Origin of the sequence: Acinetobacter haemolyticus (assembly GCF_900406815.1) — a bacterium.
Lineage (GTDB): Bacteria > Pseudomonadota > Gammaproteobacteria > Pseudomonadales > Moraxellaceae > Acinetobacter > Acinetobacter haemolyticus_A.
Genome location: NZ_OVCN01000005.1, coordinates 62,834 through 76,320, shown reverse-complemented (window position 1 = coordinate 76,320; position 13,487 = coordinate 62,834). Strand labels below are relative to the sequence as shown.

Annotated in this window: 13 protein-coding genes and 4 tRNA genes; 4 read left to right on the top strand and 13 right to left on the bottom strand. The window is 40.9% G+C overall.

The annotated features are described in order from the left end of the window. Positions 1-143: 143 nt before the first annotated feature. The 11 genes from panD to DK207_RS04775 form a co-directional block, all read right to left on the bottom strand. Complete coding sequence (panD, locus tag DK207_RS04825; protein WP_109440198.1) at positions 144-524, bottom strand: aspartate 1-decarboxylase; 381 nt, start codon at positions 522-524, stop codon at positions 144-146. A gap of 145 nt (positions 525-669) precedes the next feature. Beyond that, positions 670-1,251, bottom strand: coding sequence for an aminoacyl-tRNA hydrolase (gene pth, locus DK207_RS04820; protein ID WP_004638152.1), 582 nt, complete (start codon positions 1,249-1,251; stop codon positions 670-672). Between the two features lie 19 nt (positions 1,252-1,270). Beyond that, positions 1,271-1,567 (bottom strand): 50S ribosomal protein L25, encoded by a 297-nt coding sequence (gene rplY, locus DK207_RS04815; RefSeq protein WP_005081504.1) that lies wholly within the window; start codon positions 1,565-1,567, stop codon positions 1,271-1,273. A gap of 96 nt (positions 1,568-1,663) precedes the next feature. Then, positions 1,664-2,617: a ribose-phosphate pyrophosphokinase gene (locus DK207_RS04810; RefSeq protein WP_004638154.1), complete on the bottom strand. Its 954-nt coding sequence runs from the start codon at positions 2,615-2,617 to the stop codon at positions 1,664-1,666. A 159-nt stretch (positions 2,618-2,776) separates the two neighbouring features. After that, positions 2,777-2,851 (bottom strand) — tRNA-Gln (locus DK207_RS04805). Positions 2,852-2,936: 85 nt separating this feature from the next. Continuing rightward, a tRNA-Gln gene (locus DK207_RS04800) sits at positions 2,937-3,011 on the bottom strand. Between the two features lie 18 nt (positions 3,012-3,029). Next, positions 3,030-3,104, bottom strand: a tRNA-Gln gene (locus DK207_RS04795). A gap of 25 nt (positions 3,105-3,129) precedes the next feature. After that, a tRNA-Gln gene (locus tag DK207_RS04790) sits at positions 3,130-3,204 on the bottom strand. Next, the gene (gene ispE / locus DK207_RS04785; protein ID WP_109440197.1) at positions 3,203-4,036 is read right to left on the bottom strand and encodes a 4-(cytidine 5'-diphospho)-2-C-methyl-D-erythritol kinase; all 834 of its coding nucleotides are present in this window, start codon (positions 4,034-4,036) and stop codon (positions 3,203-3,205) included. Before ispE ends, DK207_RS04790 begins: the two co-directional genes overlap by 2 nt. A gap of 13 nt (positions 4,037-4,049) precedes the next feature. Beyond that, positions 4,050-4,631, bottom strand: coding sequence for a lipoprotein insertase outer membrane protein LolB (gene lolB, locus DK207_RS04780; protein WP_109440196.1), 582 nt, complete (start codon positions 4,629-4,631; stop codon positions 4,050-4,052). A gap of 4 nt (positions 4,632-4,635) precedes the next feature. Continuing rightward, a complete protein-coding gene (locus tag DK207_RS04775) occupies positions 4,636-6,354 on the bottom strand; it encodes a tetratricopeptide repeat protein (protein WP_109440195.1) in 1,719 nt (572 codons plus the stop codon). 79 nt (positions 6,355-6,433) lie between these two features. On the opposite strand from DK207_RS04775, the gene hemA reads away from it, so the two are divergent. Beyond that, positions 6,434-7,717: a glutamyl-tRNA reductase gene (gene hemA, locus DK207_RS04770; RefSeq protein ID WP_109440194.1), complete on the top strand. Its 1,284-nt coding sequence runs from the start codon at positions 6,434-6,436 to the stop codon at positions 7,715-7,717. Positions 7,718-7,721: 4 nt separating this feature from the next. On the opposite strand, the gene DK207_RS04765 is transcribed toward hemA, so the two are convergent. Together DK207_RS04765 and DK207_RS04760 are read right to left on the bottom strand one after the other, a co-directional pair. Continuing rightward, entirely contained in the window at positions 7,722-9,599 is a 1,878-nt protein-coding gene (locus DK207_RS04765; RefSeq protein WP_109440193.1) for a DNA primase, read from the bottom strand. Positions 9,600-9,777: 178 nt separating this feature from the next. Beyond that, on the bottom strand, positions 9,778-10,767 hold the full coding sequence (locus DK207_RS04760) for an outer membrane protein assembly factor BamD (protein WP_109440192.1): 990 nt from the start codon (positions 10,765-10,767) through the stop codon (positions 9,778-9,780). A gap of 71 nt (positions 10,768-10,838) precedes the next feature. Here DK207_RS04760 and rluD point away from each other — a divergent pair, with 71 nt between their 5' ends. The 3 genes from rluD to DK207_RS04745 all read left to right on the top strand — a co-directional run bounded on the left by rluD (position 10,839) and on the right by DK207_RS04745 (position 13,470). Beyond that, entirely contained in the window at positions 10,839-11,888 is a 1,050-nt protein-coding gene (gene rluD / locus DK207_RS04755) for a 23S rRNA pseudouridine(1911/1915/1917) synthase RluD (protein ID WP_109440256.1), read from the top strand. 183 nt (positions 11,889-12,071) lie between these two features. Beyond that, positions 12,072-12,812, top strand: a complete 741-nt coding sequence (pgeF, locus tag DK207_RS04750) for a peptidoglycan editing factor PgeF (RefSeq protein WP_109440191.1) — start codon at positions 12,072-12,074, stop codon at positions 12,810-12,812. A gap of 82 nt (positions 12,813-12,894) precedes the next feature. After that, entirely contained in the window at positions 12,895-13,470 is a 576-nt protein-coding gene (locus DK207_RS04745) for a flavodoxin family protein (RefSeq protein ID WP_109440190.1), read from the top strand. Positions 13,471-13,487: the final 17 nt, after the last annotated feature.

Genomic DNA, 13,487 nt, shown 5'->3' with positions numbered 1-13,487 from the left:
TGATCACTTATTGCAAGTCTGGTTAGGTAAATTAGCAGTGTATTTGTAGGTGTTTTTGTATTTTCATTGGTTAGAATAAATCAAACCCAATAAAAAAAGCCATGAGCTGTGACTCATGACTTTTTGGAGAAAATTTTTACAGCTTATGCGACTTGTACAGGAATACAGTTTGCTGTGTGATTTACTGTATTGTCTGGGTTTGCATAAACGAGGCGTGGTTTGTGAAGATTGGCTTCAACTTCATTAAAATCACCAAAAGTTGCAATAATCACTAAATCACCTACATCAGCTTGATGCGCTGCACCACCGTTGACTGAAATGATACCTGAGTCATCTTCGCCGCGAATTGCATACGTTGTGAAGCGTTTGCCGTTAGTTACGTTCCATACGTGAATTTCTTCGTATTCACGAATCCCTGCTAAATCCATCAATACACCATCAATTGCGCAAGAACCTTCGTAATGAAGCTCAGCATGTGTCACAACTGCACGGTGAATTTTACATTTTAATAAACGAGATAGCATGGCTAGCGTCTCCTGAGTAAGACCTAAGATGAATATCTTATGGTTGACTTGTCACGTTTTCCGCAGGCTATAGGCGGTTTGATGCGCATTTTGCGCCTAAATGAGCAATATGGCAAGCGCGATTGTTCAACAATTCAGTTCAAGGTTAAGCGGGTTTGTAAGCATTAATTTGATTCATGGCAAGTGAAACCTGTCCATCAACAAGTAATTTCACTTTAGAAAGTGCATGATCAATAGCTGCATCCATCAAGTGTTGTTCGCTGCTAGGTGCTTTATTGAGCACGTGGCCTGAAACACGCTCTTTGGAGCCAGGGTGTCCAATTCCAATTCGTAAACGATGAAAGTTAGCACCAATATGAGGAACGATATCACGTAGACCATTATGTCCGCCGTGTCCACCGCCTGATTTTAAACGAATAACGCCAGGATCCATATCGAGTTCATCATGAGCAACAAGAATTGATTCAGGAGAAATTTGATAAAATTTAGCGAAAGGGGCAACACTTTGACCAGAACGGTTCATAAACGTTGTGGGTAATAATAAGCGTACGTCATGACCTTCAATCTGACCACGACCGCTGAATCCGTGAAACTTTGGATCTGCTTTTAAGGAAATACCATAACGATCTGCAAGTTGTTCGACGAACCAAAAACCTGCATTGTGACGGGTCTGGGCATATTCCTTTCCAGGATTGCCCAAACCAACAATTAGCGAAATATTTGACACTAATTTACGCCTTTAACACTTATGCGCGTTTGAAGTCAGCGTGCATAGGTGTGTTTTTAGCTGGGTGACGTTGTAACGCTTGGATTTTAACGTTTTCAACTTTGTCACCGATTTTGATTTCGATAACTTCTTCAAAAAACGCATTGTTTTCTAAAGCTTTAACGATTTCACGAAGTTCTAAAGTAATTGCTACAGGCTCAGCGCTACCACCATAGATGATTGCTGGGATTTGAGCTGCGTGACGAAGGCGGCGGCTCGAACCTTTCCCTTGTTGTGCAGCTTCACGTGCTTGAGCATTTAATACGAAGTTTGCCATGGGCATATCCTCATTGGAGTTTAATGAACTAAACTTGCGACCAGTTTAGTGATAGAAAACCCTGCCAAAGGGCAGGGCTTGAAAAAAGCTGGGCTATTATAGATAACTATCGAACATAGCGCTAATAGATTCTTCGTTATTAATACGACGAATTGTTTCAGCAACCATGCTAGCAACAGAAACTTGGCGAATTTTACCTAAGTTCATTGCTTCATCTGAAAGAGGAATGGTGTCAGTGACAACCAATTCATCAATGACAGAGTTTTGTAGGTTTTCAATCGCTTTACCTGATAAAACAGGGTGAGTTGCATAAGCAATAACGCGGCGTGCACCAAATTGTTTCAGTGCATCAGCAGCTTTGCAAAGCGTTCCTGCTGTATCTACCATGTCATCAACGATGACACAGTCACGATCTTTTACATCACCAATCAAATGCATCACTTGTGATTCATTTGCTTTTTGGCGACGTTTATCAATAATCGCTAAATCAATATCACCTAATTGTTTTGCAACAGCACGCGCACGAACAACACCACCAACGTCAGGTGAAACCACCATCAAGTTATCATGTTGTTGTTGACGTAAGTCAGCAAGTAACGCTGGTGTACCGTAGATGTTGTCAACAGGGATATCAAAGAAACCTTGAATTTGGTCTGCGTGTAAGTCAATCATTACAACACGGTCAATACCTACAGTTGTCAGCATATCAGCAACAACTTTAGCTGTGATCGGTACACGAGCAGAACGTGGACGACGATCTTGGCGCGCATATCCGAAGTAAGGAATAACAGCAGTAATACGACCCGCACTTGCACGACGCAAAGCATCAGCCATCACCAAGATTTCCATAAGGTTGTCATTGGTTGGCGCACAAGTAGATTGAACGATAAAAACGTCTTTACCACGTACATTTTCAGTAATTTCAACTGAAATTTCGCCATCAGAGAACTTGCTAACTGAAGCAGCACCTAAAGGGATATGTAAATGACTTACGACTTTTTGAGCAAATTGTGGATGAGCACTTCCACTAAAAACGACAAGATTGGGCATGAAGCACCTGAGCGAGGATTACGTGAAGCAACGCTTCACCCGAGCGCAAGAGAAAAATCTATGATTTTCCAAAGAGGGCTATATGAAGAATACTTCACCCAAGCGCTAAAGAAAAATTAAAAAATTTTCCAACGGGTAGTTTAAAAGCAATCTATTATATGGCAGGGGCGGCTGGATTCGAACCAACGGATGGCGAGATCAAAACCCGCTGCCTTACCACTTGGCGACGCCCCTAATGCGGCAGAACTTTAATCGTTTTACGTGATATTGTCAATATATTTGATCAAACATCGAGATAAAACAAGTCTGTCTAAAGATATGGCAGGGGCGGCTGGATTCGAACCAACGGATGGCGAGATCAAAACCCGCTGCCTTACCACTTGGCGACGCCCCTAAATTTGATGATCTGTAATGGCAGGGGCGGCTGGATTCGAACCAACGGATGGCGAGATCAAAACCCGCTGCCTTACCACTTGGCGACGCCCCTATTACATACATCTACAGGTGAAAATTGGCAGGGGCGGCTGGATTCGAACCAACGGATGGCGAGATCAAAACCCGCTGCCTTACCACTTGGCGACGCCCCTAACGTGCAACTTTGAAATGTCTTAACGGTGATTCTGTCAAACTGTTGACCAGGTAAGCTTTACATGGCGCATTTTTCAAAATCAACTCAACATTCATTTCATCAGTTACTTCAGTAAAAACACAAGCACCTGTACCTGTAAGCTTTGCTAGACCAAACTGATCTAAATATTGCATTGCTTCTTCAACTTCAGGATATAACGTTCGAGCCAGAGGTTCAAAGTTATTTCCGAAACTGGAAGGTTCTAACTGATAGGCGCAAAATTTAGTGATCTTAGAGTCTCTTGTCAATGTTTTTTGTGAAAATAGCAATTGAGTGCTGATAAAACAGTCAGGTTTTAGAATTATGAATTTTTTTTGAGCTAAGTCTATGAATGATAAATGTTCACCTATACCTTCAGCCCACGCATTACGTCCAAAAACAAAGATCGGTACATCAGCCCCAAGTTGTACGCCATAGTCGGCAAGTTGCTGCTCATTTAAGTCACATTGCCATAGTTGATTCAGTACGATGAGTGTCGTCGCAGCATTGGATGAACCACCGCCTAGACCAGCCCCCATCGGGATATTTTTTTCGATATGAATATTTAATCCACAAGGTTTTTTGGCATGGGGGCGTAAAAGTTGTGCTGCGCGATAGATTAAATTTTGTTCTAGTTGTACGTCTGCCAAGCCTTCAATTTGAATTATTTCATTTTCATACGGTTCGAAACTCATCCAATCATATAAATCAATCAATTGGAAAATAGTTTGCAGTTCATGGTAACCATTTTCACGGCGACCTGTGATATGCAAAAATAAATTCAGCTTGGCAGGAGACGGTACTTTAATCATATAAGCATCTAAGTTATCGATTTTGAATAACCATTGTAATACGGTTTTCTTTATTTTCCTCAAGCGCTTGTTTGAGCAGAAGCTTATTTGGCAGAGTTTGATTATCGTTGTAGCTAAAATCTACTGTCCAGCCATCTTCAATGAGTTGTTTTAAACGATTATTTTCGTCTCGAGTTGCTTGAGCATGCAGAGTAGCTGGTTTGGCTTGTATCCAATGGGTAAGGTGCATAATTGGAGCTTGCCAACCCGTTGCCTTTTCCAAAAGCTCTTCTGGCGAATTTGCGGTGATTAAGCCCGTTTTAGAGCTATTCAACGTCACTTCACCGGGTTTGCCTTGAATTTGAGTTTTACCCACTCCTAAAATTCCTGTCAGTTCAATATCAAATTGATCCTGTTGTTGAATCCATGTGAAGAATGCACTACCTGATTGTTGCGGTGTGCGAACCCCAATTTTCCCTTGTAAGCTAAAATTATTTTCATCTTGAACTTGTGGCGAAACGATCGTTTTTTTGGGTTGTCCGAGGTGTTGACAGCCTGTTAATAGCAACACACCACTACTACATAATGCGACGCATAATTTTGGAAAAAGACGCATGAATTTAACTCTTTTTTACAGTGACAGGTAAGATTAAGCCATCAAGTTGTTGTAATTGTGGGGCATTCGCATGTTTTTGTTTCAATTGCTGTAACACATCGCTAAATTCAGTGAGTGATCCTTGCATATAAAGTGCTTTCGCATATCGAACGCCAATATTGATATTTTGGCTCAGTGAATATGCTTGTTCGAGCACATTGACTGCTGTATCAAAATCATTTTGTAAAAATGCAATATAGCCCAGCGTATCTAAAATAGAGGCTTGTTCAGGGGCATACTCTAGTGCTAGTTCTGCATATTTACGTGCTTCTTTGAGACGACGATTTTGCAGTGCCAAAGTATAAGCATATGCATTTAAATAGGTAGGACTATTGGGTTCTAAGCGCAAAAGTTGTTTCAGTGCTTTATCCAATTTGTCACGATCTGTATAAGGATCGAGCAATAAAACTTCTGCGTAAATGAGTTCTGGATCATCTGGAATATTTTTGATCGCTTCATCGAGTAAAGCGAGGGCAGCCACTTTATTATTTGTTTTTTTTAAGATATCAGCTTGGGCTTGATATAAGAAACTGGCATGCTGCGGATAGTTAACTCGCTCTTGGGTTAGAAATCTTAGCGCGTCATTAAGTTGCTGTTGTTGTTCAAAAATCGCAATCATATTGCGTCGAGAGACGATATATAAGTTGCCATCAACTAAACGATAATAGGCTTTGGCTGTTTCATAATGTTGCTTACGTTGTGCATTGATGGCGAGATAGTAATAGGCTTCGTTTTGATACTTTTCAGAAGAGCGTAATTCAACCAAATACTGCTCAGCAAGCTCATATTTTTTTAAATCGATACTTGTCAAACCTGCTATAAATAAAGCCTCCTCCGCACGAGGGTGGTCTTTAATAATCGCTTGCAGTTTATCAAAAGCTTGATGCTGTTGATTCATTTGAATGTAATAGCGTGCTTCTGCCAAACGCACATCCAAATTATTTTTGTTCTTCCGACTTGCACGTGCCAGCCATTTTTGTGTTGCTTCTTCATCTTGTAAAGCCATCAGCAAATTGGCTTTCATCAAAATAAAACTCGTCGATTTTGAGCGTTTACGTAGCGCACGGTTTATATTTTTGAGTGCCTGTTCGTAAGAACCATCTTGAGCTTCTAGACCTGCGATTAACGCCAAAATAGAGGGATTATTTTTTTCTTTACTCGCTCGCAATGCATTGAGCAAAATCTCTCTATCTTTTGCTTGCTCAGGTGCAATTCCTGCAAGAATCTGTTCTAAATCAGCCGTTGGATCAATATTTAGAATTTTATCTAAGGTTTTAGCGGCGAGTTCGTATTCATGAGTTTTTAGGGCAATATGTGATAAGTAGAATAACGCTGGTACATCTTTGGGTTCTTGTTCAACCCAATGCGTAGCAATATCTAAAGCCGCTTGCAAATCATCATATTCAAGTGCGATATCTAGTGCACGTTGTTTGATCGTGGTTGAATTACTGCGAATTGCAAGCACGGTATAGTTATGCAATGCAGTTGGAATATCATCGTAAGCAAGCGAAAACTCAGCAACCATGCTCTGTTTTAGGGCATATTCAAAGCTCTGATCAGCATACATGTCGTGTATTGCTTGTGCAGAGACGTAGGCACTCATACTACCTAACAATAAGATTGTGGTAGAATACCGTCTAATCGTCTTGCCGCTAAACTGGATACGGCGATATAGCTGACGCAATTTTTATTGATCCAAAGTAATGCTTTTTATGACACCGATGTTGCACAATAACATAAATTTAGCGAAATGATGATCTGATATGTCTTTCTTTGCATTGGGTGTCAACCATCAAACAGCTTCTGTCGAACTTCGTGAGCAAATTGCTTTCAATGCAGAGCGATTGGAAGCATTATTGCTTGAACAACATCGACATCCTGCACTGAAGGATATGGTGGTCGTCTCGACATGTAATCGCACAGAAGTTTATGCCATGACTGAGGATGCAGATAGCATCCTGAATTGGCTCGCCCAAGTGAATAATATTGATGTAAAACAATTAATTCATCATGTTTATCGTTACGAGAATGCTCAAGCCATTACTCATTTGATGCGTGTTGCAAGTGGTTTAGACTCACTAATGTTAGGTGAGCCGCAAATTTTAGGTCAGGTCAAAAGTGCCTTGGCTTTATCTAAAGATGCGGAGACAGTTTCTCCTGAACTTAACGGGATTTTTGAATACGCATTTTATGCCGCAAAGCGCGTCCGTACTGAGACCTCAGTCGGAAGTCATGCAGTCTCTATGGGCTATGCGGTTGCTCAGTTAGCCTCTCAAGTGTTTAGTCATCCAGAAAAGCTCACAGTCATGGTGATTGCTGCAGGGGAGATGAATAGTCTTGTGGCCAAATATTTGGCTGAAATGGGGGTTGCAAGGATCATTATTTGTAACCGTAGCCGTGAACGAGCAGACCAATTAGCGCAAGAAATCGCACATCAGGTTGAGGTGGAAATTATTCCATTTGAAGCGTTGGCGCAAAATTTGCACAGAGCTGATGTGATTTCGAGTTGTACAGGTAGTTTGCATCAAGTGATTGGATATAAAGACGTTAAAAGTGCACTGAAGAGTCGTCGTTATCAACAAATGTTGATGGTGGATTTGGCAGTTCCACGTGATATTGATCCAAAAGTTGAGTCACTAGATAACGTTTATTTATATGGCGTAGATGATTTACAAAGTGTGATAGATGAAAATCTAGCACAGCGTCGTCAAGCTGCTGTTGAAGCTGAAGTAATGGTAAATCAATTAGCGACACAATTGATTACTCAGCAAAAAGTTAAAGAGGCGGGCGGAACGATACAAGCCTACCGCCAACATAGCGAAGAAATGAGTCAAATTGAATTAGAACATGCCATGGATGCATTACAACATGGACATCCGCCTGAGCAAGTTCTGCAAGAGTTTGCTCATCGTTTGACGCAAAAATTGATGCATCCGACCTCCATTTTATTGCGTGAGGCGGCTAAAGCTGAGAGTCCTGATTATTTTGAATGGCTACAGCAGCATCTTCATGAAGTATTTGAGCATGAGCGCAAGCCAAAACAATAAAAAATTAGGATAGTAAGCGTAAGCTAATTTGCTTAGTTAATTCATTCAATTGCTGACGTAAGTTGCGTGATTCAATCAGCGTAATCGGTGATTTAAGTTTTAATCTTAAATACTTTTCTTGTAAACCTAAAGCATATTCCTTTGCTAATTTATCTGCAATTTCAGGTGCCTGAGTTAATGATTGAATATTAGTGCGTTGCATAATATCAGCAATCTCATGGCTAAAATTGCTACATGCACCGAGTACATAATAAGTCGCTAACTCTTGATCATCGGGTAGATCATCAAACACGATATTTAGTACGGCTAAAATCTTGGCTAACAATTCTGTTTGATCAATCACCGCACGTAATTCTTCAAAATGGATATAAAGAAAGGGGTGATGCATCAAAATAGCGATCGCAAAATCTTCATCTTTGGTGTGAATATTAAAAGACAAAGATGCATCATGGCTGATTTGTGGTGTAAAACGTTTACCTAAACCTAGTTTTTCGCGGAAAGATTGAGTTAACAAGTAACGAAATGAGCCTTGTTTAGGCAGTAATTCGGTTAATTCTCGTAGCTCTCCCATGACCAAGCTTTTACCTTCAGGCGTGCTGATATCATGTTGTCCCGTTAAATGAGCAAATACAAAATCAGACAATAGCGGTGCTTGTTGCAGTAACTTTTGGAAATTTTCCAATCCTTCACGTCGAATTAAAGAATCTGGATCATGCTCATTGGGCAGCACAAAGAATTTTAACTCACGACCATCATTGAGTAATGGAAGTGCAATTTCCAAAGTTCGTCGTGCTGCTTTTTGTCCTGCAGCATCACCATCGAAGGCAATCGTGATACGGGAGTTCTGTTTAAAGAGCGTGGTTAAGTGATCCGCATTGCTGGCTGTTCCAAGCGTTGCGACAGCGCCGTTGATACCGTACTGTTGTAGCGCAATCACATCCATATAACCTTCTACCATCAACCAGTCATTGGCTTTGAGCTTACGTCCCTCATATAAACCGTAAAGCAGTTGGTTTTTATGGAACACTTCTGAATCTGGAGAGTTGATATATTTAGGTTTAATGTCATCGTTCAGCGCACGTCCACCAAAACCGACCACACGACCTTTATGATCACGAATCGGAAAAATCACACGATCACGTAATAAATCAAAATCTCGACCACTGTCACTAGAGCGAATCAGTCCGATTTGTTTTAAGCCTTCTATATCTTGAGGGAAGGCTTTTTCTAAATGTTGCCAATCTTCTGGTGCGTATCCTAAACGCCAAAATTGGATGGTCTGAACTGATAAGCCGCGATGCTTAAAATAGTTCTGGGCTTTTTGGCTATGGGGAAGTTGTCGTTCATAAAACTGTGCCACATTTTCCAAAAGGTCATAGAGATTGCCTTCTTGCACTTGCTCATCCATGCCAAAGGCTGGATCAAATTGTGCAAAGGGATCATCCATAAACCGATCCATATCAACAAAATGCTCGTCCATGGGTTCATGAATCGAATGATCTGGTGTTGGAGAGTTGGATTTTTTTTCAGGCGGAGAAGGTGACGTCTGAGGGCTACGTTTATAAGAAAGTTTTTTGTTGTCGTGATTATCTTTGGGTAATTCTATTCCAGTCTGATTAGACAGGTCCTTCATCACATCGATAAAGTTACGACTGTCAATGTCCATCAAGAAACGAATCGCATTTCCATTGGCTTGGCAGCCAAAGCAGTGATAATACTGTTTATCACGATATACATGGAAAGAAGGGGTTTTTTCTTGATGAAATGGGCAACAGCCAGAATATGTACGCCCAGTTTTTTTCAATTTCACACGTTGACCGATCAAATCGACGATGTCGGTTCGATCTAGGATTTGATCAATCGTATGCTGTGGAATTGCCATGACAGGTTACCATTTAAAAAAACTGGGTAGAGCTTGGGATGAATTTAGTTATCATTGTTGCATAAAATGAAAAACAGGCAAGGATTAACTTGCCTGTTCGTATGTTGAGTTCAGGGTGTGTTGGTATTTCAACCATGCATAGCGTTATAGGCTAAAACCACACCCGAACACTTAGAAATTAATTTGCTGCATTTTCTTCGCTGCTTTGTTCAGTTTCAGGTTTATCAAATAATCCAAAACTCAAACGGTTGGTTAAACTACGGCGAGGTGGTTCGATTTGAGTGTCATTATTTTCAACTTCAGTTTGTTGAGATTCACGACCAAGTAAACCTAAAGTTGCCCGATTAACCCAGCTACCTTCTTTGCGTGCAGCACGTAGATTGACTTCACCATTTGATTTGACCAGATTTGGATAATTGAGTTTAAGAATCTCAATATATTGTTGGGATGTTGCCTTATCCCCAAGTTGCTGGTAGCTATAGGCTAAAGTTGCTAATGCTTCAGGGGTTTGTGGGGTTTGAGGGTAATACTCAAGAACCCATCGAGCACGTTCCGCTGCCGCTAACCATGCTTTACGTTGAATGTTGAAGCGCGCAGCATTCATTTCACTCTCAGCAAGCTCTTGACCGATATATTTCATGCGTTGAGCCGCATCAACAGAATATTGACTGCTTGGAAAACGGCGAATTAAATCAACAAAATTTTGATAAGCAACTTTAATATAGCTTACGTCACGATGTGCTTGTTTCAATGACGTATAACGAATTAAGCTATCGTAGTTCATTTCCATATTGGCAACACCACGAACATAGTAAGCATAGTCTACGTTAGGATGTTGTGGATTTAGACGAATGAATCGATCCGCAAGTGCAATCGTTCCTTCATAATCTTTTTGTTTGAATTTTGCGTAGAGAAGTTCAAGTTGTGCTTGCTGGGTATATTGTCCAGTTGGGAAGTAAGTATCTAAAGCTTCCAGTGATTTTACCGCATCTGTATATTGATTGCGTTCAAGAGATTTGAGTGCTTTTTCAAAATAGACTTGTTCACTTGATTGTGGCCCTTTATCAACCACTTCTTTCTTACTCGGATTGCTGCTACAGCCCACAAATGCAGATGCTACACCTAAAGAAAGTGCGAGCACTGTAATTTTATAACGTGGTAGCGACATAAAAACTCCTCTGTTATTCTGGGCAATAAGCTACAATGGTACTATTAAACCATTTTTGTACCGATCATCAAATGACTTCAGCACAATCTTCCAATTCAAACTTCTCTGAAACAGATTTCTTACTCGAAGATTCTGTCGATGCAGATAATCATAATTCTGACTCAACTGCAACACGTTTATCGTTGCAAGTTCAACTCGATGAAAACTATTTAGGTCAACGCATTGATCAAGTCGCTGCGCTAGTGTGGAACGAGTTTTCTCGTGAAAAACTTAAGCAATGGATGAAAGATGGGCATCTGTTGGTAAATGGTAATATTGTAAAACCAAAGTACCGTTGTGAAGGTAACGAGTTGTTGACGCTTGAAGTTGAGCTTGAGGCACAAACATCGAGCCAGCCTGAAAATATTCCCTTAAATATTGTCTATGAAGATGACGATATTATTGTGATCAATAAAGAAGTGGGAATGGTCGTTCATCCAGGCGCTGGTAATCCAACAGGTACATTAGTGAATGCCTTACTTTATCATGCCCCAAAACTTGCTGAACTAGCGCGTGCTGGTTTGGTTCATCGTATTGATAAAGATACCAGTGGATTACTTGTCGTTGCTAAAAATTTAGAAGCACAGTTTTCGCTGAGTAAACAATTAGCAAAGAAAACAGTTTATCGTGTCTATGACCTTGTGGTGTATGGAAATATTATTGCTGGGGGCACGATTGATGAACCGATTAAAAGGCATCCTGTAGACCGTGTCAAAATGGCAATCCTACCTGGTGGCCGTGATGCGGTAACGCACTACAATGTGAAAGAACGTTTCCGTGACTTTACCCGTGTTCAAGCGCAATTGGAAACAGGGCGCACGCATCAAATTCGTGTGCACTTTAGTTATTTAGGACATGGATTAGTGGGTGATCCTGTGTATGTCAATCGTGTGCGCTTTCCAGCTGGGGCTTCAGCTACTTTAACTGATATGCTGCGTGGCTTTAAGCGTCAAGCTTTGCATGCAGCAAAATTGGGGTTGGTTCATCCACGTACAGGTGAGGACATGATGTTTGAAGCACCTTGGCCAGAAGATTTTACCCAGTTGGTTGAAGTACTACGCACGGAAAATCAGGCATATTAAATGATTCTTTTCTCCCTCTTGTAGAGCTTTAGTCGCTCCTTATCTCTCCTGAGGGGGATGCTTTTGTGAACTCCATGCTGTTAGCGGTTTTAAACGCTCTCTTCTTAGGCTTAGGCGATTAGAGCCGATTGTGGTTCCACAAGAGAAAGACTGATATAGAAAATATTGCTTAGGAGATATGTTATGGAATTTGTATCAGGTTTACCTAAAGGCATTTACGCAGGGCAAACTCGTATTGAGCATCCTCAAGCAATAAGCACAACGAAGATAAATTTAACGGGTTTTAATTTAGCTTTGCATGTCAATGATGATGCGCAACGTGTACAACAACATCGTATGTTTTTATTAAATCAGTTCTCTGAATTTGGCGTTAGTAAACTGACGTGGTTGACTCAAACCCATAGTACGATTTGTCATACCATAAATGAACAAATTCCATTTGTCGCGCTTGAAGGTGATGGTTTAGTTACGCAACGTAAAGGTCATGCTTTAATGATGATGACTGCCGACTGTCTACCTGTGGTTTTAGGCAATGCTGAGGGGACAGAAGTTGCCAATCTCCATGCGGGTTGGCGTGGTTTGGCGAATGGTATTATTGAAAATACAGTTACTGAAATGCAATCTTCGCCGACTTGGGCATGGTTAGGGGCAGCAATTAGTCAGCCTTGTTTTGAAGTGGGTGAAGAGGTTAAGTCAGCATTTTGTGGAAAATATCCTGAATTGGAGCCTGCTTTCCTCGCGGGACAAAAAGAAGGTAAATATCAAGCTGATTTGTATGCGATTGCCCGATTCATTTTGAACCGTTTAGGCATTGAAACAGTGTTAGGTGGGGATCAATGTTCTTATCGCCAGGCGAATGAATTCTTTTCCCATCGCCGTGATAGTAAGACAGGGCGAATGGCAACCTTTGTATTTATACAGTAAATTGCCTTGTTTTTATCAGTGATTCGCCTTGCTTGTATGAAAATGTTAAACTTGACTCAATTCATTGGTTTTAAAAATTTCCATGTTTGTTCTTGATTCTGCTACTCCTAAAGTTAAAGTTTGTGTGATTTATCATAGTCCTTATGGTCATACTGCTAAAGTTGCACAATATATCGCTCAAGGCGCTGAGCAAGCAGGCGCAGAAGTCCATTTGCTATCTGTGGCAGCGGTTCAGTGGGAACTTTTAGATCAAGCAGATGTGATTGTGATGGGTTGTCCCACCTATATGGGAAGCCTCACTTCCGCTTTAAAACAGTTTATGGAAGATTCTTCAAAACGTTGGTTGGCAAGAACATGGCAGGGTAAGCTAGCAGCTGGCTTTACCAATGGTGGTGGTCTGAGCGGCGATAAGCTTGCAGTATTACAGCAAATTAATTTATTTGCGATGCAGCATGGCATGCTATGGGCAGGTTTACCCTTTATGCCGACTGGGCGAAGTCCTTTAGATATTAATCGTATGTCGAGTTTCTTGGGTTTAATGACGCAATCTGATAATGCGAGTGTAGAAGTGACTCCACCCGAAGGGGATCTGGAAACTGCACAAAGATTTGGAAAATATTTAGCGGAATTGAAACTAAAACATTTTACTGTCTCATAATAAAAAACCTCCAACTG